The 23,851-nt window shown below is 72.4% G+C and carries 17 protein-coding genes; 5 read left to right on the top strand and 12 right to left on the bottom strand.

The features are described from left to right. Positions 1-64: 64 nt before the first annotated feature. The 3 genes from AC2XR2_RS05110 to AC2XR2_RS05100 all read right to left on the bottom strand — a co-directional run bounded on the left by AC2XR2_RS05110 (position 65) and on the right by AC2XR2_RS05100 (position 2,834). Positions 65-1,120, bottom strand: coding sequence for an NAD-dependent epimerase/dehydratase family protein (locus tag AC2XR2_RS05110; protein ID WP_491514400.1), 1,056 nt, complete (start codon positions 1,118-1,120; stop codon positions 65-67). Positions 1,121-1,239: 119 nt separating this feature from the next. Beyond that, a complete protein-coding gene (locus AC2XR2_RS05105) occupies positions 1,240-2,070 on the bottom strand; it encodes a hypothetical protein (protein ID WP_491514399.1) in 831 nt (276 codons plus the stop codon). A 299-nt stretch (positions 2,071-2,369) separates the two neighbouring features. Continuing rightward, complete coding sequence (locus tag AC2XR2_RS05100) at positions 2,370-2,834, bottom strand: hypothetical protein (protein ID WP_491514398.1); 465 nt, start codon at positions 2,832-2,834, stop codon at positions 2,370-2,372. A gap of 241 nt (positions 2,835-3,075) precedes the next feature. Between AC2XR2_RS05100 and AC2XR2_RS05095 the strand changes: the two genes are divergently transcribed. Then, a complete protein-coding gene (locus tag AC2XR2_RS05095) occupies positions 3,076-7,221 on the top strand; it encodes an nSTAND1 domain-containing NTPase (protein WP_491514397.1) in 4,146 nt (1,381 codons plus the stop codon). Positions 7,222-7,282: 61 nt separating this feature from the next. On the opposite strand, the gene AC2XR2_RS05090 is transcribed toward AC2XR2_RS05095, so the two are convergent. Genes AC2XR2_RS05090 through AC2XR2_RS05070 form a run of 5 tightly spaced genes read right to left on the bottom strand, consistent with a single transcriptional unit; the run spans position 7,283 to position 12,673 of the window. Next, positions 7,283-8,536 (bottom strand): glucarate dehydratase family protein, encoded by a 1,254-nt coding sequence (locus tag AC2XR2_RS05090; protein ID WP_381302166.1) that lies wholly within the window; start codon positions 8,534-8,536, stop codon positions 7,283-7,285. Further along, the gene (locus AC2XR2_RS05085) at positions 8,533-9,441 is read right to left on the bottom strand and encodes a 5-dehydro-4-deoxyglucarate dehydratase (RefSeq protein WP_491514396.1); all 909 of its coding nucleotides are present in this window, start codon (positions 9,439-9,441) and stop codon (positions 8,533-8,535) included. Before AC2XR2_RS05085 ends, AC2XR2_RS05090 begins: the two co-directional genes overlap by 4 nt. Positions 9,442-9,465: 24 nt before the next feature. Beyond that, positions 9,466-10,410, bottom strand: coding sequence for a carbohydrate ABC transporter permease (locus AC2XR2_RS05080; protein ID WP_449352858.1), 945 nt, complete (start codon positions 10,408-10,410; stop codon positions 9,466-9,468). Then, entirely contained in the window at positions 10,407-11,342 is a 936-nt protein-coding gene (locus AC2XR2_RS05075) for a carbohydrate ABC transporter permease (protein WP_381302172.1), read from the bottom strand. The genes AC2XR2_RS05080 and AC2XR2_RS05075 overlap by 4 nt, the downstream gene beginning before the upstream one ends. Further along, positions 11,339-12,673, bottom strand: a complete 1,335-nt coding sequence (locus AC2XR2_RS05070) for an ABC transporter substrate-binding protein (protein ID WP_491514395.1) — start codon at positions 12,671-12,673, stop codon at positions 11,339-11,341. Before AC2XR2_RS05070 ends, AC2XR2_RS05075 begins: the two co-directional genes overlap by 4 nt. 164 nt (positions 12,674-12,837) lie before the next feature. Between AC2XR2_RS05070 and AC2XR2_RS05065 the strand changes: the two genes are divergently transcribed. After that, positions 12,838-13,704 (top strand): fructosamine kinase family protein, encoded by an 867-nt coding sequence (locus AC2XR2_RS05065; protein WP_491518411.1) that lies wholly within the window; start codon positions 12,838-12,840, stop codon positions 13,702-13,704. 394 nt (positions 13,705-14,098) lie between these two features. On the opposite strand, the gene AC2XR2_RS05060 is transcribed toward AC2XR2_RS05065, so the two are convergent. Next, on the bottom strand, positions 14,099-16,270 hold the full coding sequence (locus AC2XR2_RS05060) for a TerD family protein (protein WP_491514394.1): 2,172 nt from the start codon (positions 16,268-16,270) through the stop codon (positions 14,099-14,101). A gap of 194 nt (positions 16,271-16,464) precedes the next feature. Continuing rightward, on the bottom strand, positions 16,465-16,848 hold the full coding sequence (locus AC2XR2_RS05055; RefSeq protein WP_330268578.1) for a DUF5997 family protein: 384 nt from the start codon (positions 16,846-16,848) through the stop codon (positions 16,465-16,467). 58 nt (positions 16,849-16,906) lie between these two features. Between AC2XR2_RS05055 and AC2XR2_RS05050 the strand changes: the two genes are divergently transcribed. After that, the gene (locus AC2XR2_RS05050) at positions 16,907-17,710 is read left to right on the top strand and encodes a LysR substrate-binding domain-containing protein (RefSeq protein ID WP_491514393.1); all 804 of its coding nucleotides are present in this window, start codon (positions 16,907-16,909) and stop codon (positions 17,708-17,710) included. A gap of 389 nt (positions 17,711-18,099) precedes the next feature. Here AC2XR2_RS05050 and AC2XR2_RS05045 read toward each other — a convergent pair whose 3' ends face one another. Then, positions 18,100-19,269, bottom strand: coding sequence for a GDSL-type esterase/lipase family protein (locus AC2XR2_RS05045; protein WP_491514392.1), 1,170 nt, complete (start codon positions 19,267-19,269; stop codon positions 18,100-18,102). Between the two features lie 16 nt (positions 19,270-19,285). Then, the gene (locus AC2XR2_RS05040; protein ID WP_381302178.1) at positions 19,286-19,855 is read right to left on the bottom strand and encodes a TetR/AcrR family transcriptional regulator; all 570 of its coding nucleotides are present in this window, start codon (positions 19,853-19,855) and stop codon (positions 19,286-19,288) included. Between the two features lie 70 nt (positions 19,856-19,925). On the opposite strand from AC2XR2_RS05040, the gene AC2XR2_RS05035 reads away from it, so the two are divergent. Both AC2XR2_RS05035 and AC2XR2_RS05030 read left to right on the top strand, forming a co-directional pair. Continuing rightward, on the top strand, positions 19,926-20,420 hold the full coding sequence (locus tag AC2XR2_RS05035; RefSeq protein WP_491514391.1) for an FBP domain-containing protein: 495 nt from the start codon (positions 19,926-19,928) through the stop codon (positions 20,418-20,420). 151 nt (positions 20,421-20,571) lie between these two features. Then, the gene (locus AC2XR2_RS05030) at positions 20,572-23,820 is read left to right on the top strand and encodes a helix-turn-helix transcriptional regulator (RefSeq protein ID WP_491514390.1); all 3,249 of its coding nucleotides are present in this window, start codon (positions 20,572-20,574) and stop codon (positions 23,818-23,820) included. Positions 23,821-23,851 lie beyond the last annotated feature (31 nt).

Below are 23,851 nucleotides of genomic sequence, written 5' to 3'. Positions count from 1 at the left end.
AGTGTGAAAAGGGTGAGATGTAACTGTGACCTTCGTCGCGTGCGCCCGTTCCCGCAGGTGAGGATCAGCGTCTGCCGTGCTGTCGGCGCCACGCCTCGTAATGGTCGAGGACCGTCTCCTCCACCGGCCGGTAGGCGAGGCCCAGTTCGTTCACGCTGCGGCTGTTGTCCACCTCGAAGCGGATGCCGAGGTGCTTGCGGATGTAGTCCTGGGTGAGCCCGAACGCGGGGCCCAGGACCCGGACCGGCCAGTGCGGGAGCGCGGTGCGCGGGAGGCGCCGGGCACGGGGGTGGCGGGCGCGGATGACGCGGGACATCTCGTGGAACGACGTCATCGTCCGGGCGGCCAGGATGTAACGGCCCTTCGCGTCGGGCTTCTCGGCGGCGGCGATGTGCGCGTCGGCCACGTCACGGACGTCGACGGTGGTGAAGCTGAAGTCCGGGGCGCCGTAGAAGAAGTAGCCCTTGAACAGTTCCTCCAGGAGGAAGAGGCTGCCGGACTCGGAGGCGGGGGTGAGGGAAGGACCCAGGATCAGACCGGGGTTGAGGGAGACCATGCGCCAGCGGTTCTGCGCGGCCTCCGCGTCCCAGGCCGCGCGTTCGGCGACCGTCTTGGCGTAGTGGTACGGGTTGTTCTCCACCGTGCTGCTGGTGTTGAAGTACCTCTCCGAGAGGATCTGCCCCTCCATGTCCCGCACGTCGGCGTAGTCGCCGAAGATCGCGCCGACCGTGGAGGTGAACACCATCCGCTCCACGGACGGCGTCCGCTCGATGCCGGCCAGGACGTTGCGGGTGCCGATCAGGGCCGGGTCGACCATGTCCTTCTGGCCGTCCTTGATCTTCTCCGGCATGAAGAAGGGGGAGGCGACGTGGAAGACCACCCGGCAGCCCGCCATGGCCTCGTCGAAGGAGCCCTGTTGGAGGAGGTCCGCCTCGAACAGACTGAGTCCGCCGGGGAATTCGTCCTGCATGTCCCGCAGCGGCCGCACCTTCGCCGCGTTCGCGAGGCTGCGCACGGTGGCGTGCACCTCGTAGCCGCGCTCCAGCAGTCGCCGTACCAGGTGACTGCCGACGAAACCGCTCCCGCCGGTCACCAGGACCCTGCCTGACTGCGCACCCATGCCGCCGCTCCTCCGCCCGGGGGTGACATTGAAGCACCGGAGGATCTTCTGCGGCAGGTGGTCGCCCGTGCCACCCGCCCCACCCGTACCACCCGTGTCTCGTGCGGTCGCCGGTGTCCTTAGCCGCTGCCGTTCAGGACGCGGTCCGCGTTCGCCGTCTGGGTGCGGATGGCGTCCTTCGCTCGGGCCAGTTCCGGCCCCTTCGAGGCCATCATCTGCCGTTGGTGGGCCGCGTCGACGGTGAACCAGACGCCGATCACGTTGGTCTGCCGCTTGCACGCCACGTCCGCCTCGGCCAGGGCGATCTCCTGCCGGGTGGGCGCCGGGCCGGTGAACCGGGGGTCCTTGCCGGGGGCTTCGGTGGGCGCGGCGTAGGAGTAGCCGTGCTTCCGCATACAGGCCGACCACGCGCGGAAGACCGACCTGACACGGGGGTCCGCCTGCGACTTCTGGTAGCTGACCACGTTGATCTCGTTGGCCAGTTGGTTGTTGCCCAGCGGCCGGTCACCGGCGAGCCGTGTGGTCGCCTGCCCCTGGCAGCCGCCCTCCGGTACCGCCCGGCCGTGGTAGCGGGCCGGGGCCGGGGTGCCGTCGCCGGTACGCCCGGTGAGGACGGCCAGGGCGTCGGCGTTCGGTCGGGAGGCGCTGGTGGAGTCCTGCGGGTCCCTCTGCCGGGACCCGGGAGCGAAGTGGTACCCGTGGCGGGCCGCGAGGGCGGGATCCGTGATGCCGTAACGGCGGTCCAGGTTGGCCGCGTTCCTCATGCCGGGGACCGTACCGGCGCTGTCGTTCCGCTCCGGGTCGGATGCGGGCCATGCGAAGCCGAAGCGGCGCATGCAGGGGACCACCAGCGCCTGCCGGGCGTGCAGAACGTCGGCCATCTGACGGTTGGTGAACAGATAGGGCTCGATCGGCAGGGCCAGGGACTTCACATCCAGGATCACCGGCACTTCGGCTCCCGGTGGTGTTTCCTCGCCGACGTCGGTGCCCCGACGTGTCGTGGCGGGTGCGGATTCGGATGGCCGCTGGGTGGCGGCTCCGTCCGAACATCCGGTGACGGCGACGATTCCGGCCAGGACACCGAGGATCGCGGCGGCTCGAACACCCCTCCCGTCGAGGGGCGTTGACGGTGGGCGCATGGACGTGTCCCCCTTCGGGCGGGCAGACGAGAACGGTGGGTCCGGCGACGGGGGCTGGTTGCGGCGGGCCGGGGGAGCGTCTCCCCGGCCCGCCGCCGCGTGTGCCGAGGTCAGCCGATGTACGTCCAGCTCAGCGAGGCGTTGTCGTTGCGCACCCCGACCTTCAACTGGCGTGCCTCGCCCGGGTAGAAGGTGTCCACCGCGCCCTGGAAGTTCTCGTTGTACCAAATGTTCGCGGCCCAGCGCTGGTCGTTGTTCCACGCCCGGTTGACGTTGTTCTTCACGCGCTGGCCGTAGCCGTCGACGCCGTTGTTGAAGGTGTCCGCGGCGAAGTCCGCGGTGCCGCCGGAGTAGGCACGCCAGGCGCTGTTGGCGGCGGTGCTGTAGTAGAGGTAGATGTTTCCGTCCCAGGCCGCCTTGGCCGGAGTGGCCGCGCCCTGGGCCGTGGCGGGCGCGGAGGTCTTGCTGGGCTTGTCCGACGTGGCCGGGGCGGCCGCGGCCGCGCCGACGCCGGTCAGCAGGAGCGCGGCGGTGGCCGAGCCCGCCACAACGGCCGAAAGCGTACGGGTCCTCATGGTTCCCTCCCTGGAAGATCCTCTTCGTGGGCCGGCTGGATGGCCGGCCCGGACTCCGAGCTTTCGGCCCAGGTCATGAGCATGTCGAGACGTTTCCCGTCGACCCCCGGCAACGGGAAACAGGGAAACACCCGTCCCTGATCGCCACCCGGGCCCCAACTAGCCCGCCTGTAGCGTTGAGTTGGGGCGGCGGCGGGAGACGTGACCAACGGGGGGACACGGGCCGCCGCGGGGAGGTGGCGTGGTCGAGAACCCGCACACGACCGAGAGCACGGGGTACGGGGGAGCCGAAGAAGGGGGAAGCGGTGGTGCGCCCGCGGACGGTGGTGCGCCCGCGGACTTTCCCTCCGAGCTGAGACGTCTGAGGCACGAGAGGGGGCTGTCGCTCACGGCGCTCGCTCAGCGGGTGCACTACAGCAAGGGGTATCTGAGCAAGATCGAGAACGGTTCCAAGCCGGCCACGGCGGATGTGGGGCGCCGCTGCGACGAGGCGCTGCTCGCGGGCGGCGCCCTCCTGCGGCTGGTGCCCGAGCCGCTCACGGCGGAGCGGACCGGGCGGTCCGAGGAGAAGGGGCGGGAGTGCCCCTACCGGGGGCTGGCCGCCTTCACCGCGCAGGACGCCCGCTGGTTCTTCGGGCGTGAGCGGATGACGGCCGCGCTGGTGGACCGGCTCTTCCAACGGGTGGGCAGCGGACCGCTGTTGCTCGCGGCGCCGTCGGGGGCGGGCAAGTCCTCGCTGCTCAACGCCGGGCTCGTCCCCGCGTTGCGGAACGGCGCGCTGCCGATGGCGGGGTCGCGCGAGTGGCCGGTGGTCGCCTTCACCCCGACGGCCCGCCCGCTCGGGGAACTCCTGTCCCGAACCGCCGAGGTGCTGGGCGAGGACCTGGGCGTCACGCCCGACGAACTCCGGGAGGACCCGTCCCGGCTGGTCGCGGCAGTGGCAAGGGCGAGGCGCCGGGCGTCGGCGGGGCACGACCGGGCCTCGGTGGAAGACCGCATGCCGCCCGGGAAGGATGCCGGCGACCCGCTGGGAGGCCGTATCCCGCCCGGAAAGGACGCCGACGACCCGGCGGTTGACCGCGGCCGGCCCGGAAAGGACCCCGCCGCCGCGGTAGTTGACCGCACCCCGCTCGGGAAACACGGCCCCGAACCGGTGCGTGGCCTCACCCCGCCCGGCGGGGACGACCGTGAACCGCCCCCCGGTCGGCTGGTCCTGTTGGTCGATCAGTTCGAGGAGGTCTTCACCCTCTGCCCGGACGAGGGCGAACGGCGTGCCTTCGTCAGGGCGTTGTGTGCTCTGTCGACGCCGGATCCGGCGGACCTCGATGGGGCCCGCGCGGCGCTCTCCGCCGTGGTCCTCGGTATGCGCGCCGACTTCACCGGCCGCTGCCTCGACCATCCCGAACTCGCCGCGGTGTTCGCCGCGGGGCTGTTCGTGCTGCGGCCGATGACCGTACGGGAACTGCGCGAGTCGATCACCCGCCCGGCCCGGCAGGCGGGCCTCGTGCTCGCGCCCGGCCTGGTCCAGCTGCTGCTGCGGGACGTGGGACTGCGCTCGGACCCGGCCACCGCCCCGCAGGCCACGCACGGACAGCACCCGGCTGACGGTACGGCCGACCGCGACGAGTCCGCGCCCGCCCCGCCCGGCGCCCTCCCCCTGCTCTCCCACGCGCTCATGGCCACCTGGCAGCGCGGGGACGGACGGACGCTGACCATCACGGACTACGAGGACAGCGGCGGTATCCAGGGCGCCGTCGCGAGGACGGCGGAGACCTGCTTCGCCCGGCTGTACCCCGCGGAACAGACCATGATCCGCCAGGCGTTGGTCCGGCTGGTCCAGCTCGGGGACGGCAGCGAGGCGACCCGCCGCAGGCTGGACCGCGCGGTCCTGCTGGCGCAGCTCCCCGACCCGGCCGCCGCGGCCACGGCCCTCGACGCCTTCGTGCGGGCCCGGCTGATCACCGTCGACCGGGACACCGTCGAGATCACCCACGAGGCGCTGCTGCACGTCTGGCCCCGACTGCGCGGCTGGATCCACGCGGACCGGGCCGGGCTGCTGATCCGGCAGCAACTCGCCGACGCGGCCGCCGAATGGGAGCGCGAGGGACGCGACCCCCTGCTGCTCTACCGGGGGCCCCGGCTGTCCGCCGTCACCGAGTGGGCCAGGGAGGTCGCCGACCGGGCCGAACTCGGGCCGCGGGAAGCGGAGTTCTACGAGGCGAGCCGGGCCGAGGAACTCCGGAGGCAGGAATCCGACCGGCGTCAGGGGCGTCGGCAGCGCCGCCTTCTCGCCGTACTCGCGGCCCTGTTGGGCCTGGCCGTCACCGCGGGTGGGCTCGCCTACCAGCAGCGGTCCGAGGCCCTGCGGCAGAGCCGGGTCACCCTGTCCCAGTCGCTGGCCGTACGGTCGACCGCGATGGCGAGTGCCCAGCCCGAGGCCGCGCTGCTGCTCGCCGCCGAGGCCTACGGCACCGAGCCGACCACGGAGGCCCGCGGCGCCCTGCTCAGCACCCAGGCGCAGTACTTCTCCGGCCGGCTGACCGGGCACTCGGGGCCCGTCAACGCCGTCGCCTTCGCGCCCGAGGGCCGCTTGCTCGCGAGCGGCAGCAGCGACGGCACGGTCAGGGTCTGGCGGACCGCCGAGCGACGGCAGACCGCGGTCCTCGCCGCCACCGGCAAGGTGCGCTCGGTGGCCTTCGGCCCCGGCGGCCGTACGCTCGCCGCCGGGGTCGTGGGCGCGGTGGGCGGCGCCGTGCGGGTGTGGGACGTGACCACGCGCCGGGTCCTCGCCGACCTCACCACCGACGCCCCGGTGCGGGCCGTCGCCTACGCCCCCGACGGGCGGACCCTCGCGGCCGCGGACTCGGACGGCACCGTCACCCTGTGGCGGGCCACCGGTGCGCACCACCCGATCGCCACCTTCACGGGCCACCGGGACAGCGTCGACGCCCTGGCCTACAGCCCCGACGGACGGACCCTGGCCTCGGGCGGCTCCGACCACACGGTACGGCTGTGGGACACGGTCCGGCACCGGCCGCTGGCCGTCCTCGCCGGGCACACCGCCGGGGTCCTGGGCGTGGCGTTCGCCCCCGACGGGCGCACGCTCGCCTCGGGCGGCGCCGACCGTGTCGTACGCCTGTGGGACCGGGCCCGGCTGAAGAGCACCGCCGCGCTGACCGGCACCAGCGACGACGTGAACGCCGTCGCCTTCACCCCCGACTCGACCACCGTGATCGGCGCCGCGGGCGATGGCGCGGTGCGCCTGTGGGACGTCCGCAGCCACCGGATCACGACCACCCTGTCCGGGCACACCGACTACGTGCTCGGAGTGGCCACCGACCCCGGCGGCACACTGCTGGCCACGGCCGGGTTCGACGAGTCCGTCGTGCTGTGGGACCTGAGCCGCTCGGCGCTGACGGCCCGCCCGTTCACGGAGGTCTGGCACGCCGCGTTCAGCCCGGACGGGCGGACCCTGGCCGCCGCCGACGCCGATCACACCGTGCGGTTGTGGGACGTGGCCGGGCGGCGGCCGCTGGCGGTGCTGCGGGGGCACTCGGGCGCGGTGTTCTCGGTGGCGTTCGCCCCGGACGGACGCACCCTGGCCTCGGCGGGCTCCGGCGGCGCTGTCCGGTTGTGGGACGTGGCCGGGCGGCGGCCGCTCACGGTGCTGCGGGGGCATACGGGCGCGGTGTTCTCGGTGGCCTTCGCCCCCGACGGACGAACGTTGGCGTCAGCCGGCCCGGACGGCACGGTCCGGCTGTGGGACGTGGCCCGGGGCCGACTCCTGACCACCCTCACCGGACACACCGACTTCGTGAACGCGGTGGCGTTCAGCCCTGACGGCCGCATCCTCGCGAGCGCGAGCGACGACCTGACCGTGCGGCTGTGGAACGTGCCCCGCCGGCTGCCGCTCGCCACCCTCACCGGACACACCGGCGCCGTACGCGCCGTGGCGTTCGCCCCGGACGGGCGGACCCTCGCCAGCAGCGGCAACGACGGCACGGTACGGCTGTGGGACCCCGCCGGCCACCGGGCGACGGCCGCCCTCACCGGTCACACCGGCTCGGTCCGCGGACTCGCCTTCGCCCCGGACGGGCGGACCCTGGCCAGCAGCGGCAACGACGGCACCGTGCGGCTGTGGGACACCCGGGCGCGAGGTCCACTGGCCACCCTGACCGGTCACACCAGCGCGGTGTGGGGCGTCACGTTCGCCCCGGACGGGCAGTCCTTGGCCAGCAGCGGCATCGACGGCACGGTCCGGCTGTGGAACCCCGACGTGCGCGACCTCGCGGCCGAGGTGTGCCGGCTGACCCGCGCCCCGCAGGGCCCCCGCTGGCAGCAGCTGATGACGGACCTGCCCGCGAGCCGCTGCCGGAAGGGAGGCTGAGCCGGTGGGAGCGGGACAGGGCGCCCGGAGTCACCGGGCGCCCTGTCCCATGGGGGGCAACTCACCAGCGCGGGAGCCTGAGTTCGTAGTCGGGCCGGAACCGCCGCATGTACCCGGTGTCGTCCCGGCTGCGCACCCCGGAGTCGACGTAGAGGCGGTGCAGGCGCTCCAGCGCGTCATGGTCGAGCTCCACGCCGAGGCCGGGCCCCGTCGGGACCCTGACCTCGCCGTCGCGGAACTCCAGGACACCCGGGCGGATCACGTCGTCGGCGTGGTTCCACGGGTAGTGCGTGTCGCAGGAGTGGTCGAGGTTCGGGATCGCCGCCGCCACATGGGTCATGGCGGCCAGGCTGATGCCGAGATGCGAGTTGGAGTGCATCGACAGCGCGAGGCCGAACGCCTCGCAGACCGCGGCCAGTTCACGGGTGCGCCGCAGACCGCCCCAGTAGTGGTGGTCCGTCAGCAGCACCTGGATCGCGTTCTGTTCGATCGCCGGCTTCAGGTGCTCCCAGGCGATCACGCACATGTTGGTGCCCAGCGGCATCGGCGCGTCCTTCGCCACCTCCGCCATGCCCTCGATGCCCCTGGTCGGGTCCTCCAAGTACTCCAGGACACCGTCCAGTTCACGCGCCACGTACTTGGACGTCTCCACGGTCCACGCGACGTTGGGGTCAAGGCGCAGCGGCTGTCCGGGGAAGGCCTCCGCGAGCGCCCTGATCGCGGCGATCTCCTCGTCGGGCGCGAAGACACCGCCCTTCAGCTTGAACGACTTGAACCCGTACCGCTCCTGCATCAGCCGGGCCTGCTCCACGATGCCGGCCGGGTCCAGGGCCTCGCCCCACTCGTCCCCCACGGCGGCGCGGCCGTCGAGGGCCGGGTGTTCGGCCCACTTGTAGAAGAGGTACGCGGCGAACGGCACCGAGTCCCGGACCGTCCCGCCCAGCAGATCGCTGACCGGACGGCCGAGCAGTTTGCCCTGCGCGTCCAGGCAGGCCACCTCGACGGCGGAGCTGGTCCAGCCGCGTTCGTGCGAGGAGGGCACCGTGGGCAGCAGGGCGGCGTCGATCGCGGCCGAGACGGCGGTGGTGTCGAAGACGTCCATGCCGACGACGACCTTCGCGGCGGCCTCGAGGCGCTCCAGCCGGGCCACCCCGCCGGGGGACTCGCCGAGCCCCACCGTGCCGTCCTCCAGGACGAGTTGGAGGATGATCCGCAGGGCCAGGGGCTCGTGCACGCCGTTGGAGTTGAGCAGCGGCGGGTCACGGAAGGCGATGGGAGTGACGACCAGCTCCTTGATGCGCGTCGGCTCGCTCATGCGCCGACCACCTCCAGACCGCGGTCGATGAGCTTGGCCAGCCGCGCCACGTGCTCCGGGGCCGGGTCGACGAGGGGTGCCCGTACGCCACCCACGTCCAGGCCACGCAGAGCCACTCCCGACTTGACCAACGCCACGGCGTACCCCGGTACTTCGTCGCGGAGCTGGACGAGGGGGCCGTAGAACTCGTCGAGGAGCGTGTCCACGAGCGGTCGGTCGCCCGCGGCGAGCGCCCCGTGGAAGGCGAGGGCGATCTCGGGCGCGAAGGCGAACACGGCGGAGGAGTAGAGGGAGACGCCGATGCCCTGGTAGGCGGGGGCGGTCATCTCGGCGGTGGGCAGGCCGTTGAAGAACTGGAAGTCCTCCGTGCCTGGTACGGCTCGCACCGCGCGCACGATGCGGTGCATGCGCTCGATGTCGCCGAGGCCGTCCTTGAGGCCGACGACCTTGGGCAGGGCGGCGATCTCGGCGGCCGTCTCCGCGGTGAGGCGGGCGGTGCCGCGCTGGTAGAAGATCACCGGCAGGTCGCTCGCGGCGGTGACCTCCTCGACGTAGCGGACCAGGCCCCGCTGCGGGGCCGTCACCAGGTAGGGCGGGAGCAGCAGGATGCCGTCGGCGCCCGCGCGGGCGACGCGGACCGCGTGGTCGCGGGCGACCGGGGTCGGGCCGCCGGCGGCGGCCAGGACGGGCACGCGGCCCGCGGTCGTCTCGACCGCGACCCGGGTGGCCCGCTCCAGCTCGTCGGGCGTCAGGGCGTGGAACTCACCGGTGCCGCAGGCGACGAACACGCCTCCGGCGCCCGCTGTGACGCCGTTCTCGATGTGCCGGGCGAGGCGTTCCTCGTCCAGCGAGCCGTCCACGGCGAACGGCGTCACCGGGAAGAACAGCACTCCTTGGAACTTCATGTCTCCCTCGTAACTACGGTGGGCTCAGCCCTTGGTGGCACCGGCGGCGATGCCGGTGACCAGCGAGCGCTGGAGGAGCAGGTAGACGATCAGGCTGGGGATCAGGGCGATGACCGCACCGGCCAGCACCACACCGGAGCCGACCACCGGGTCGGTGCGCAGGGTGGCCAGGGCGACGGTGACCGTGTAGTCGGTGGGGTCCTTGGCGGCGATCAGGGGCAGCAGGTACTGGTCCCAGATCATGATGAACCCGAGCACACCGGCCACGCCGAGCGCGGGCTTGCACAGCGGCAGGATGATCTGCCACAGCATCCTGAGCTCGCCGACGCCGTCGAGACGGGCCGCCTCCTCGATCTCGTCGGGGATCTCCCGCATGAACTCGGTCAGCATCATCACCGAGAAGCCCCAGGCGCCCAGCGGCAGGATGACGCCCCACACCGTGCCCTTGAGGTCCAGGTGCACCACCGGCACATCGCCGAGGACCAGGGACAGCGGGATCGCGATGACCTCCTCGGGCAGCATCAGCGTCATCATGAACAGCATCATGATCAGCGCCTGGCCCCGGAACCGGTGCCGCGCCAGGGCGTACGCCGCCAGGGTGCACACCGCGAGCTGGAGCAGCAGTCCGCCGCCCGCGATGACCAGCGAGTTGCCGAGGTAGTCCCACATGCCCTGCGCGCCGGCCACCCTGAAGTTGGACAGGGTGGTGTCGTGCGGCAGGAACGACAGCGAGGAGCCGCTCGGGTGGGTGGTGAAGGCGCCCGAGAAGATCGTCAGGAAGGGCGCCGCGAAGATCGCGAGGGCGATCGCACAGAGCAGGATCCGCAGGCCCCAGGCGACACCGGGCCGGTCGTTCCAGCCGAGCGCGGTGTCGAAACGGGCCGGGGTGGTCCGCCGGTCCCGGGGGTTCCGTCCGGCCGGGGTGTCAGGGGCCGCCGGCCGGACGGGGTCGATGACGGAGGCGCTCATCGCGCTTCTCCCCTCTTGCGCAGGTGGTTGACCATGACGGTGAGCAGGAGCGTCACGCACAGCAGCACGACCGAGGCCGCCGAGGCGCCGCCGATGTCGTTGCGGGTGAAGCCCAGGGTGTAGGCGCGGGTCATCCAGACGTCGGTCGACCCGGCCGGGCCGCCGCCCGTGAGGACGTAGACCTCGGTGAACACGCGCAGGCCGCGGATGGTGGCGAGCGTGAGCACGATCATCAGCGCGGGACGGATCGCGGGCAGCGTGACGTACCGCAGCCGCTGCCACAGCGAGACGCCGTCCATCGCCGCCGCCTCGTACAGCGAGCGGTCCACGCCCGCGAGACCGGCCAGGAAGATCACCATGTTGTACGGCGCCCAGATCCAGATGCCCATCGCCATCGTCGAGTACAGCGCGATGTTCGGGTTGTCGAGGAACTGCACGGTCCCGAGCCCGAAGAAGTGCAGACCGCTGTTGATCAGGCCGTCGGAGGTCGGGTAGTACATCAGCCGCCACAGCTCGCCGACGACCGCGGTGGCCGTGACGGCGGGCAGGAAGACGGCGGTGCGCAGGATCTTCAGCGAGCGGGCCTGGCCTTCGAGGAGCAGGGCGAGGGCGAACCCGAGCACGATCGCACCGACCGCCTGGCCCAGGCCCAGGATCAGGGTGTGCCCGATCGCGTCCTGGAAGCGGTGGTCGGTCAGGACCCGCGTGTAGTTGTCGAGGCCGGTCCACCGGTCGCCGAGGAAGGGCCGTACGTCGAAGAAGCTGAGCCAGATGCCCTTGGCCATCGGCCAGAACTTGAAGACGAGCGCGAGCAGCAGCCCCGGGGCCAGGAAGAGCCAGGGGACGAAGGCCTTCTTGTCGAAGGCCCGCTTGCCGGCGGCCGTCTCGTCGAGGCCTCGGCGCGCCGCGGGCGCGGGGACGGTAGCGGTCATTTCAGCAGGTCCTGGTCCTTGAGGTCACCGGCGAGGGTGTCGTTCAGTTCCTTGAGCTGCGAGCGGACGTCACCGCCGCAGTACGTGAAGATCGAGTTGAGCGCGTCGGCGGTGTCCTGCTTGATCGGCGCGAAGTCCGGCGCGTTCGGGAACTGCTGGGAGGCGGTCTCGTAGGCCTTCTGTACGACACTCCAGCGGGCGTCGTTCCGGACCTTCGCCGCGTCGAGCGTCGAGTTGACCGGGATGCGGACGACCGGCTGGTGGCCGTCGACGCTGGTCATCGCGATCTTCTGGCCCTCGGGCGAGACCAGGAACGCGGCCAGCGCCAGCTCCTGCTCGTCCTTGCCGGTCCTGGCGCCGAGGTAGACGTTCTCACCGTCGGCCAGCACATCGCCGCCCGCCGGGCCCGCGGGCGCCGGGACGACCTCGTACGTATCCTTGCCGGGCGTGGCGTCGAAGGTCGTGATGTTGTACGGGCCGGTCATGTACATCCCGGCGTTGCCGTCCTGGAAGTTGGTGGCGGTTCCGGTGACGGCGGTGATCGCGCCGGGCTGGACGATCCCCTTCCTGCCGCAGAAGAGGTTGTCCTTCATCCAGGTCACGGCGCCCACCGCGGCGGCCGAGTCCATGGCCGGGGTGTACGTGCCGTCGCCGGCCGGCTTGATGATCTGGGCGCCGCCCTGCCACAGGAAGCTGGAGCCCCACCAGGCCGCGTAGCCGTTCTGGGCGCTGGCCGGCGCGACGATGCCGTAGGTGTCGGCCTTGCCGTCGCCGTCCGGGTCCTCGGTGGCGAAGGCCTTGGCGACGGAGAGCATCTCCTGCCAGGTCGTCGGCGCCTTCAGGCCGAGCTTCTTCAGCCAGTCCGTGCGGATCATCAGCGTCTGGGCCTGGCGGGAGTACGGGATGCCGTAGTGCTTCCCGTCGACGCCGACCGTGGACGCCCAGGACTTGTCGCTGATCTGGTCGCCGCCCGCGATCGAGGCGGGGTCGATCGGCTTGAGCAGGCCCTGGCTCTGGTAACTGCCCATCAGTGCCGTGTCGTTGATCATGACGTCCGGCAGGTCCTTGGTGGACGCGCGGCTCTGGAGCTGCTGGTCGAAGTTGATGACCGGCTGGTAGTCGATCTTGATGCCGGTCTTCCTGGTGAAGGCGGCGAAGACCCGGTCGTAGGTCGCGGCCGAGTCCGGATTGCTCCGGGTCCAGACCTCCAGCGTGTTCGGATCGCTGCTGCCCGCGCTGTCGGAGCCGGAGCCACAGGCGGCCGTTCCGAACATCAACCCCGCGACGGTGGCGGCCGCGGCCAGGCGGCGGCGTCGTCGGCGATCGCCCATGGAAACTCTCCGTTCATATCCGTGAACCCGCTTCACGAATCTAAATGATCGGCCAAGCTACGGATCGTTTCTTCCGTATGTCAAGACATGACTGGGAGATTTCACAGAGGCTGTGCAGGAGCCCCTCGGGAACACTGAAGGGCGTGGTGATCAGGGAGGCGCAGGTGTACGACGACGGGGACGGCCCTGGTGGGGCGGCGGCGCGGCTCACCGGCCGGACGGCGACCGGGGAGCGCCCGGTGTCCGGCGCGCTGACCGAGGTCACCCTCGACGACGGGCGGGCGGTGATGGTCAAGCGGGCCGACTCGCCGGAGGAGGCCAGGGCGGAGGCGGCGGGCCTGCGCTGGCTGGCCGGGGCCTACGCGGTCCGGGTGCCGGCCGTGCACGGCCGGGACGGGCGCCTGCTGGTGACCGATCTCGTCGCGCGCGGGCGCCCGAACCGGGAGGCGGCACTCGACCTGGGCCGGGCGCTGGCCGGGCTGCACCGCGCCGGGGCACCCGCCTTCGGCTCGGCGCCGCCCGGTGGGCCACGGGACGCGTACATCGGGCGCGCGCCGATGCGGAACGCCGAGGGCGCCGACTGGCCCGAGTGGTACGCCGAGCACCGGGTGCTGCCCTATCTGCGGAGCGCGGTCGACGACGGCACGGTCACCGCGGGGGAGGCGCCGGTGATCGAACGGCTCTGCGAGCGGCTGCCCGAGCTCGCGGGTCCCGCGGAACCCCCGGCCCGGCTGCACGGCGACCTCTGGAACGGCAACGTCCTCTGGGGCGCCGACGGCCACGCCTGGCTGATCGACCCGGCCGCGCACGGCGGCCACCGCGAGACGGACCTCGCGATGCTCCACCTGTTCGGCTGCCCGCACCTGGACGAGGTGCTGCGCGGCTACGAGCGGACGGCACCGCTCGCCGACGGCTGGGCCGACCGCGTGGGGCTGCACCAGCTCTTCCCGCTGCTGGTGCACGCCGTGCTGTTCGGACGCGGCTACGCGGAGCAGGCACTCAGCACGGCGAAGGCGGCCCTGGAACGGTGAGTGCACCGGTCCGGGGCCGCCTGGGCACGTGGACGTCGTGGGCGAGGAGAGCGAAGGGGCTGGAGCTTTGGAGGCCCGGTTGTCGAGACCGGTGAGAAGGAAGCCCCCTCATGGCCTCGCCACGGGCGGCACGACCGCGGTGACCCGCGGATGCGCCGCCCGACACGACATGGCACGCCACGACACGACATCGACGGCGAGGAGAGCGAAGGAACTGGAGCCATTACGAGGCCGGTTGTCGAGACCGGTGAGAAGGAAGCTCCCTCATGGCCTCGCCGCATGTGTCATGTCTAGGGCGAGGAGAGCGGAAGGGCTGAATCCAAGCCCCATGGGGGCTCTTCCAGTGATGGAGAAGGAAGCCCTTCCATGGCCTCGCCACGGGTAACGCTAACAGTCACTCGGGGATCAAGTCGCGCAGATTTTCCGGGGTGATGACCACCGAGTCCGGGTGCAGACCCTCGGGCCGCTCCAGACCGATGTAGGTCACCGGCTCCTCCGGCACCGAAGCGGCGTCCCAAGTCGCCACCTCCGTACCGGCGTTCGCCATCAGCCCGGTCAGGTACCCGACCGTGAGCTGCTCGCGCTCGACGATGCCCTGGAGCAGCGTCGCCACCGACACCCGGTTTCCCTCGACGCGGTTGTGCGCCGGATGCCCCTTCAGGTACAGGTGCAGCCACTTGGCGTGCCAACTCCCGTCCTCGGCACGGCGGAACGCCAGCGGCAGCGCCACCCGGCCGGGACCGCGCAGCTCCGACTTCATGCGCACGGTACGCGGCTCGAAGGGCTGCCCCTTCTGCTCGCCCTCGCGCAGCATGAACCCGAAGAACGACTCCTCGGCCTCCTCGAACCTCTCCCCGGAGTAGATGTTGACCTGCGGCACGATGTACGTGCCGCGCACGCTCCCGAGCCGCAGGTTGATGAACTCCGAAGCGCCGTCGGGGGCGTTGGTGATGTCCCCGGAGTGCTCGCCCTCCACCTCGCGGAGATTGGTGTACGACAGCCACGACACCGTGTCGTACCGCGCGTCCAGCAGCAGCGCCGACAGGTCGTAGTCGGTGACCCGCTGCTTCTGCTTCCAGTACACGAAGAACCGCAGCAGCTCCCCGTCGACCGGCGAGACCGAGCCGCGGGGCAGCACGCCGAGCCCGGCCGAGGTCGCGCGCCCGCTGAGCGGAAGCGCCACGTCGAGGACGTCGGGGTCGACCAACAGCCGCTCCGGAGAAGGGAGTCGACGAGCCGTCTCCGCGTCGAGCACGGCGATCAGCTGCTTGCGCTCGCCCTCCGGTACGGCCCGACGCGCGTCGTCGGTGACGTGCGCGCGGCCGGAACGGTTGATGAACACCCGCTTCCGGCCCGTCTCTTCGGCCCGGTTGTGCAGGTACTCCCGCACCGACAGCACGACCCGCCCGGAGACCTCCGGCGCGACCCGCTCGACGGCGGCCAGCACGGCGTCCCGCTCCTCCTGCGTGGCGGCGGAACGCAGCAGCCGGTCCAGCGCGCGGAACAGCTTGCCGGGCGCGGACTCGAGCAGCCTCACGGCCCCGGTGACGTCGTCCGCGCCGAGCAGTGCCTCCACCCGGCCGTCGAAGGTGTACGCCTTCTTCTCGCCCCGGGCGACGGCGAACACCTCGGCGGCATGGGGCCACCGCGGGTACTCGTGCGGGTGCAGACGCTCGCCGAGCCGCTTGAACTCCTCGCGGTGCACCAGGACGTCTGCGAGCTTGGCGGGCGCCCGGGCGACGACCTCGTCCAGCCCCGCGAGCAGGGCGCGGCGCACCGGCCGGGACAGCTTGCGGAACCGGGTCGGCTCCTGGAGGCTCACGTCCCCGCCCGACAACGCGCAGGCCAGCCGCAGCACATCGGTGACGGTGTCGAGGAGCGGGACCGAACCCGCCTTCAGCCGGGCCGCGTTGACGACGGCACGGTTCTCCCGTACCGGGATCTCCGCCGGCTGGGGGCCGTCCGCGCAGTGCTCCGCGAGCACCCCGAGGTCGGCCAGGTGTTCGTCGCCGAGCGGCGTGGTGCTGCCGGCCAGCGCCAGGTACAGGGCGGTGACCTCGTCCTCCAGGGTGCCGCCCAGGTGCAGGACGGTCAGCCGGTCGCCCACGGCGGCCGTCAGTTCGTCGTGCGCGGCGAGCATCTCCTCGTAGGTGTGCCGGTAGGTGCCGTACGACGGCAGCGTGAGCAGGTTGATCACGCCGGTGCGGAGCTGTTCGATGATGCCGGGGCGGGCCTTGCGGTCCTCCAGGGCCTCGGTCACGCAGCGCATCCAGAACTCGAAGGTGTCCGGGACGTTCGCCGGGAAGTCGACGAAGTAGACGTTGTGGCGCACGTGGTCGCCGGCCAGTTCGCGGACGGTGGCCAGGGTGCGCACGGCGGTGTCGACGACCGTGCCCTCGGACAGCCCCGACAGCGTCCGCAGCGCGTCGGCCGACAGCTTGAAGCCGACGGACATCAGCGCGGCGTCGAACTGCCGCGCGGCGACGTCGCCCTCCCCGGCGGGGCCCGCGGGGGAGGGGAGGCGAAGGGTGTGCCGGATGACCAGGCGTTCCAGAGGGTGGACCATGCGGGAATGGTCGCAGAGGTGTTCGACTGGGCGCACGGAGTTTTTCGGCGGCGGGCGGGGTGTGCCGGGCCCTGCGATAGCGGCGTTGTTGGTGGGCGGGTGTGCCGGGCGCCGCGCCGAGTTCTGCGATGGCGGCGTGTCGCCGGACAGGTCTGCCGGGCCCCTGCGATAGCGGCGTGAGCCGGCGGCGGGCGTCAGTCCTGCTGCTGGGCCTTCTTCTCCTTGAGGCGTGCGGCCTCCTTGCGGACCTCCGCCTGTGTGGCGCGCTCCTTCTCCAGCCACTCCGGGTTGTCCTCGCGCAGCGCCTCGATCTGCTCGGTGGTGAGCGCCTCGGTGACCCCGCCGCGGGCGAGACCGGCGATGGAGACACCGAGCCGGGCGGCGACGACCGGACGGGGGTGCGGGCCGTTGCGTCGCAGGTCCTGCAGCCACTGGGGCGGGTTCGTCTGGAGCTCGTTCAGCTCGGCGCGCGAGACGACACCCTCCTGGAACTCGGCGGGGGTGGCGGGGAGGTACACACCCAGCTTCTTCGCCGCGGTCGCGGGCTTCATCGTCTGGGTGTTCTGGTGCGACGTCATGGAGTCAAGACTATCGGCCGCGCACGAGACGTCCGACCACAGTGGGTAACCTTGCCGCGTGACAGACTCGCCAGCATCCCCGTCCTTCCGGCTCGCGTACGTCCCCGGGGTGACGCCCGCCAAGTGGGTGCGGATCTGGCAGGAGCGCCTGCCCGACATCCCCCTGGAGCTCCTCCAGGTGACGGTTTCCGAGGCCTCCGATGTGTTGCGCGACGGCCGCGCGGACGCCGGGCTCGTGCGACTCCCGGTCGACCGTACGGTGTTCAGCGCGATCCCCCTCTACACCGAGACGACGGTCGTCGTGGTCCCCAAGGACCACGTGGTGACCGCGGCCGAGGAGGTCACCCTGGAGGACCTCGCCGACGAGGTCGTCGTCCACCCCCTCGACGACGTCATCGGCTGGGAGCGGCCGCCCGGCGAACCGGCCTTCGAACGCCCGGCCACCACGGCCGACGCGATCGAGCTGGTGGCGGCGAACATCGGTGTCCTGGTCGTCCCGCAGTCCCTGGCGCGCCTCCACCACCGCCGCGACCTCACCTACCGGCCGGTCACCGACGCCCCGGAGTCCGCCGTCGCCCTCTCCTGGCGCGAGGACGCCACGACGGACATGGTCGAGGACTTCATCGGCATCGTCCGGGGCCGCACGGTGAACAGCTCCCGGGGACGGGCGCAGCCGCAGCCGGAGCAGAAGAAGGGGGCTGCTGGTAAGGGCGCCGGCAGGGCGGGTACCGAGAAGAAGGCAGGGCGGGGTGCCGTGGGCGGGACCAAGGGGTCCCGGGGCGGCGGGGCGGGGAGGACCGGCGGGTCGGGCGCCGCCAGAGGCACGGCGGGCCGCCGGGGCAAGCCCAAGCGCAGGGGGTAGGACACACGGCCCTGCCGGGCCCCTCACCGCAGGAAACATCCCGGCGGGGTCCGCCACCGTGCGGCATGTCCCGCTCGGACCTCCGCCCGCTGCGGGAGCGTGCCCGCCGTGACGATCCCCCGGGTGTCCGCCCGTTCTCTGGGTCCGCCACCGCGGCATGCTCCGCTCCGGCCTCCGCCCGCTGCGGGGGTCGTGCAGGCGCCGGAGACCCCCGGACTCCGCTCGGCGCGGGCATGCGCCGCCCCTGGGATCTGTCTGTTCGCCGGGTCCGCCGCCGTGGGGCATGCCCCTCCGGCCTCGCTCCGCCGTGGGAGCGTGCCCCTGCGGAGGGTGCCCGCTGTACGACCACCCCATGGACTCCGCCCACGTCAGGCCCCCCGCCCCCCGGATCACTCGTCGGCGAACACCCCGTCCGTCCCGAAGGTCAGCCGGGCGAAGCGTTCGCCCATGCGTTGGTGTGTCGCCGCGTCGGGGTGGAGGTCGTCCGGGAGGGGGAGGTCCTCCGCGTCGGACTCTCCGTACAGCTCGCGGCCGTCCAGGTAGTGGAGGTGGGGATCCTCGGCGGCCCGCTGCTTGACGATCCTGGCCAGTTCCTCCCGGATCACCTGGAGGGTCAGCTTGCCGCTCGCGCGTTCCGCCGGGTCACCCAGTGTCCTGAACCTGAACCGGCCCTCGCTGATCCCGCTGAAGTCCGGAAAACAGGGCCCCGGCGTGTCCTCGTGGATCGGGCACAGGATTGGCGAGACGACCAGCAGGGGCGTGTCCGGGTGGCCCTCGCGGACCGTGTCGAGAAAGCCGTGGACCGCCGGACCGAAGGCCCGCAGCCGCATCACGTCATGGTTGACGATGTTGATGCCGATCTTGAGGCTGATCACGTCGGCGGGAGTGTCCCGGACCGCCCGCGCGGTGAACGGGTCGAGCAGCGCGCTGCCCGCGAGACCCAGGTTGACCAACTCCACCCCGCCCAGCGTCGCGGCGACCGCGGGCCAGGTCCGTGAGGGGCTCGCCGCGTCGGAGCCGTGACTGATGGAGCTGCCGTGGTGCAGCCACACCCGGCGCCCACCGGGAGGCGCCGACTCGACGGGCGCGTCGGTGCGCAGCGCGATCAGCTCGGTGGTCTCGTTGTGCGGCAGCCATATCTCCACGTCCTTGACCTCGCCGGACAACCCGTCGAAACGGACCGTCCCGGGCGCCCCCGCCCGCATCTCCGACGTGCCCGCCTCCATGTCGACGGTGATGACGTTGCCGCTGAGCACACTGCCCTGACCGGCCGGCGCGCCGTCGACCACCAGGTCGTAGAGACCGTCCGGCCGGGGCGGCGCCCCCACGTAGGTCCGCTTGGTCGGAAGCGTCTCCAGCTCCACCGAGGTGGCCCGGGTGCGGAAGACCAGCCGCACCCCGGCCGGCTGGGACTCGGCCATGGCCAGCTGTCCGTCGGTGTTCTGGGCGCGGGCCCGCGCGGGCAGCCGGTGCGGCAGCACCCCGAGCTCGGTCTGCTCCACGTCGAGCGCGCCGCGCAGCAGCTCGGCGGTGACGGGTGTGGTGATCCAGTCGTGCATGTCCTCAGCCTGTCGGTCAGCGGGTGGGCCAGTTGCGCAACAGCGCGTCGAGGGCGTCCAGGATCCGTCTCCAGGACTCCTCGGAGTCGGGGGAGCTGTGGCTGAACCCGCCTGCCCCCTCCAGGCTCGCGTATCCGTGGAAGGTGCTGCCCAGCAGCCGTACGGCATCGGTCTGGTCGGCTTCGGACAGGTCGTAGCCGCGCAGGATCGCCCGCATCATCTGGGCGTGTCGAACACCCGCGCTGGCGGCCGCCGTCTCGGGGTCGAGGCGGGTCCGGGCGGCCTCGGCACGGCCGGGGTGTGCGTGGGCGTAGTCGCGGTAGACGTCGGCGAACGCGGTCAGCGCGTCCTTGCCGGCCCGCCCGGCCACCGCGTCGGCGGAGAGGTCGGCGAGCTCCTCCAGGGCGAACAGGGTGATCCGGGTCCTGAGGTCCTGGGAGTTCTTGACGTGCGAGTACAGGCTCGCGACCTTCACGTCGAAGCGCCGGGCCAGCTCCGAGACCGTCACGTGCTCGAAGCCCACCTCGTCGGCCAGCTCAGCGCCCGCCCGGACCAGTCGTTCCGTCGTCAGTCCTACCCGTGCCATGCATGCCCTCTCGGTTGCCTGCACCGATTATGCGTTTGCCTAAAGCTTTTAGGCAAACTAGCGTGAAGTTATGGAACCGCTGACCGAGCAAGAGATCCGAACCGCCTTCGTGAACTGCACCAAGGGCGAGGCGAAGCGCCTGTCCGTCCCGCGCGACCTGGCCGACCGGCCGTGGGAGGACCTCGACTACCTCGGCTGGCGCGATCCGCAGGCGCCCGACCGGGCCTATCTCGTGACCGTGCTGGACGGCCGTCCGAAAGCCGTCCAGCTGCGGGCCGGTGCGCGCGGCTTCTCGCAGACACGGAAGAGCATGTGCTCGATGTGCCTGACCACCCACACCGGTGGGGTCTCCCTGATGGTCGCCCCGAAGGCGGGCAAGGCCGGACAGCAGGGCAACTCGGTCGGCGCCTACATATGCGACGACCTCGCGTGCTCGCTGTACGTGCGGGGCAAGCGGGACGCGGGCGCGGGCGCGCGCCTGCACGAGACGCTGACCCTGGAGGAGAAGGTCCAGCGGACGGTCACGAACCTCGCCGCCTTCGTCGCGAAGGTGGTGGGGCCGTAACCCGCTCGCGGGCTGCCCGTTCCGGTCAGGAGTCCCCGACGTCACCGCACCTCCACGTCCCCTGATCGCCATGTGCCCCCGCGGTGCCGCTCCCGGCGGACCGTTTCTCGTAGGGAGCCGTTCCGCTGCCCGCGATGGCAGAATCGGTCCTGTGGATCGGCCGATCCTCGAGCGCGAGCCCGAGCTGGCGCGACTGGCCGCGGCCGCGCGGGAGGCGGCGGACGGGGCCGGATCCGTGGTGCTCGTCCTCGGTGAGGCCGGCATCGGCAAGTCGAGCCTGGTGAAGGCCCTTCCCGAGCACCTCCCGCACGGCACCCGTGTCCTCGTGGGGGAGTGCGACGACCTCGCCACCCGACGTCCGCTCGGCCCTTTCCGCGACCTCATCGGCAGCGTCGGGGACGCGCTCGCCGACGCCGTGACGGAGGGCGGCGACCGCCACCGCGTCCACGAGGCGCTGCTCGAGGAACTGCGCGGAGCGGTCCTCGTCGTCGAGGACGTCCACTGGGCCGACGAGGCCTCCCTGGACGCCCTGCGCTTCCTGGTCCGGCGCATGGAGCGGCTGCCCGCCCTGCTGGTGCTGACCTACCGGGACGACGAGCTGAGCCGTGAGCATCCTCTACGGCACCTGCTGGGCCAGGTCTCCCGGGCGCCGCGTGTGCACCGGCTGCCGCTGGCCCGGCTGTCCCTGGATGCCGTACGCACCCTCAGCGCGGGCCGCGTCGATCCCGCCCAGGTGTACGCGGTCACGGGCGGCAACCCCTTCTTCGTCGCCGAGATCCTCGCCGCCGGCGGCACCGGGAGGGTGCCTCCGACCGTCGTCGACGCGGTGCTCGCCCGGTTGCGGGGGTTGCCCGCGGCCACCGTGGACGCGCTGGAGCAACTGGCCGTGGTCCCGTCGGCGGTCGAACGCCCGCTGGTCGACGCGCTGTTGGGGGACCCGCACTTCGGTGACCCGCCGCTGGGGGGCCAGCCGCTCGGTGACCCGTCGCTGAGGGAGGCGCCGCTGGGTGGCTCGGCGCCGGTCCACGAGGCCGCGGTTGGAGATGGTGGTCCGCGCGAGGCCGCGGTTCGGCAAGGTGGTCCGCGCGAGGCCGCCACACAAGAAGGCGATCCGAGCGAGGCCACCACGCAACAAGGTGGTCCCCGCGAGTCCACGGCTCGACAAGGCGCGTCTCGCGAGGCCGCCGCGCGACAGGATGGTCCCCGCGAGTCCACGGCTCAACAAGGCGCCTCTCGCGAGGCCGCCTCGCGACAGGCTGATCCCCGCGAGTCCACGGCTCGACAAGGCGCGTCTCGCCAGGCCGCCGCTCGACAAGACGGCTCCCGCGAGCCCGCAGCCGACCCCCAAGCCCCCCGGGAGGCCGGAGTGTCCGTCGCGGCCGCGGTCGGACAGCGCGGCCCGCTCCCTCGGGGCATGTCCGTCCCGGTCGGAGTCGAACAGCGCCGCCCCCTCCCTCCTGGCGTACCCGTCCCGACGGCGGTCGGACCGCACGGCCCGCTCCCTCCTGGCGTCGTCCCGACGGCGGCCGGACCGCACGGCCCCCTCCCTCCTGGCGTCGTCCCGACGGCGGTCGGACCGCACGGCCCGCTCCCCGGCGGAGTCGCCGTCCTCGCCGCCGCCGAGCAGCGCGGGCTGCTCGCTGTCACCCCCGAACGGGTCTCGTTCCGGCACGAGTTGATCCGCCGGGCCGTCGCCGACTCCCTCCCCGCCGCCCGCCGTATCGAGCTCAACCGGGCCGTCCTCGCGGCCCTCGTCGCCCGCCCCGGCTCCGACGCCGCGCGGATCGTCCACCATGCCGCCCAGGCCGGCGACCAGGACGCCATCGCCCGCTACGGCCCCGACGCGGCACGCGAAGCCTCCTCGGCAGGCGCCCACCGCGAGGCCGCCGCCCACCTGCAACTCGTGCTGCGCGGACGCGGCCGCTACTCGCCCTCCGAACTCGCCGACCTGCTCGAACGCTACGCCGTGGAGACCTACACCATCGCCGACTCGGCCGCCGCCGTCGCCGCCCAGCGGGAAGCCGTCGCCCTGCGCAGGGCCCTCGGTGACAGCCTCGCCCTCGGTGCCGACCTGCGCTGGCTGTCCCGCATCCACTGGTGGGCCGGCAACGCCGACCAGGCCCAGGAGGCCGCCCGGGAGGCGGTCGCGGTCCTTGAACACGCCGGCGACGACCGGCTGTTGGCGCTCGCCGCCAGCAACACCGCCCAACTGCGCATGCTCTCCGAGCGCTACGCCGAAGCCGTCGAGCACGGCGAGCGCGCCATCACCCTGGCCCGCAAGGCCGGCGACCCGGCGATCCTCGCGCACGCCCTCAACAACGTCGGCACCGCCCGCTGGTGCTCCGGAGACCCCGGCGGGCGGGCGCAGTTGGAGGAGAGCCTCGACGTCGCGCTCGCCGCCGGCGAGGTCGAGCACGCCTGCCGCTCCTACGCCAACATCATCTGGACACTGCTCGACAACCTCCAGTACGACGAGGCCGACACCTTCCTGCCCCCGGCGATGGAACTCGCCGACCGCGCCGAGCACTTGGGCTTCCTCAACTACCTCCACGTCGAGCTCGCCATGCGCAGACTCGCCGCCGCGGACTGGGGCGACGCCGAGAAGCAGGCCGAGTACGGCATGCACGACTTCATCCCGGCCCGCTGCCCCGCCCTGACCGTGCTCGCCCGGGTCCGCACCCGCTGCGGTCGGCCCGGCGCCGACGAACTCCTCGACGAGGCCTGGGAGATCGCCGTAGGGACGAAGGAACTGCAGCGCACCGGGCCGGTGGCGGTGGCGCGGGCGGAAGCGGCCTGGCTGCGCGGCGACATGCGGGCGGTGATCGAGGCGGCCGCACCCGTCCACGCCCAGGCGAGCCGGCTGCCCGGCGCCCCCTACCGCGCCGAACTCGGCTACTGGCTCACCAAGGCGGGCCACCCTCCACCGCCGGACGACTCCGACCACCCGTACGCGTTGCAGGCCCGCGGGCAGTGGCGCCGGGCCGCCGCGGTCTGGGAGGCCGTGGGATGCCCCTACGAACACGCCGCCGCGCTCGCCGAGAGCCCGGACCCCGCCGACAAACTGACCGCCCTCGCCGCCTTCGACGCGCTGGGCGCCGAACCGGCGGCCCGGCTGCTCCGCGTCGAGCTGCGGCGGCTCGGTGTGCGCCGCATCCCCCGCGGCCCCCTCGCCGCGACCCGTGAGAACCCCGCGGGGCTCACCGAGCGCCAGCTCCAGGTCATACGCTTGCTCGCCGAAGGGCTGACCAACGCGGAGATCGCCGCCCGGCTCGTCGTGTCCGTCCGGACCGTCGACAACCACGTGCGGGCCGTGCTCGACAAACTCGGCGCGCCCAGCCGGCGTCGGGCCGCCGTACGCGCCGCGGAGCTGGGACTGCTGGCCGACGGCTCGCAAACGTAGGTATACCGGGACGCCGAGCTGGGTGACGGTC

The sequence above is a fragment of the Streptomyces sp. LS-MS-L19 genome, from assembly GCF_058382285.1.
This window is presented reverse-complemented; position numbering and strand designations above follow the sequence as displayed.

Bases quoted from the DNA above. Each gene is read 5' to 3' on its own strand.
- AC2XR2_RS05110 (WP_491514400.1), bottom strand. From the start codon at position 1,120: ATGGGTGCGCAGTCAGGCAGGGTCCTGGTGACCGGCGGGAGCGGTTTC.
- AC2XR2_RS05100 (WP_491514398.1), bottom strand. From the start codon at position 2,834: ATGAGGACCCGTACGCTTTCGGCCGTTGTGGCGGGCTCGGCCACCGCC.
- AC2XR2_RS05090 (WP_381302166.1), bottom strand. From the start codon at position 8,536: ATGAGCGAGCCGACGCGCATCAAGGAGCTGGTCGTCACTCCCATCGCC.
- AC2XR2_RS05085 (WP_491514396.1), bottom strand. From the start codon at position 9,441: ATGAAGTTCCAAGGAGTGCTGTTCTTCCCGGTGACGCCGTTCGCCGTG.
- AC2XR2_RS05080 (WP_449352858.1), bottom strand. From the start codon at position 10,410: ATGAGCGCCTCCGTCATCGACCCCGTCCGGCCGGCGGCCCCTGACACC.
- AC2XR2_RS05075 (WP_381302172.1), bottom strand. From the start codon at position 11,342: ATGACCGCTACCGTCCCCGCGCCCGCGGCGCGCCGAGGCCTCGACGAG.
- AC2XR2_RS05070 (WP_491514395.1), bottom strand. From the start codon at position 12,673: ATGGGCGATCGCCGACGACGCCGCCGCCTGGCCGCGGCCGCCACCGTC.
- AC2XR2_RS05060 (WP_491514394.1), bottom strand. From the start codon at position 16,270: ATGGTCCACCCTCTGGAACGCCTGGTCATCCGGCACACCCTTCGCCTC.
- AC2XR2_RS05055 (WP_330268578.1), bottom strand. From the start codon at position 16,848: ATGACGTCGCACCAGAACACCCAGACGATGAAGCCCGCGACCGCGGCG.
- AC2XR2_RS05045 (WP_491514392.1), bottom strand. From the start codon at position 19,269: ATGCACGACTGGATCACCACACCCGTCACCGCCGAGCTGCTGCGCGGC.
- AC2XR2_RS05040 (WP_381302178.1), bottom strand. From the start codon at position 19,855: ATGGCACGGGTAGGACTGACGACGGAACGACTGGTCCGGGCGGGCGCT.
- AC2XR2_RS05035 (WP_491514391.1), top strand. From the start codon at position 19,926: ATGGAACCGCTGACCGAGCAAGAGATCCGAACCGCCTTCGTGAACTGC.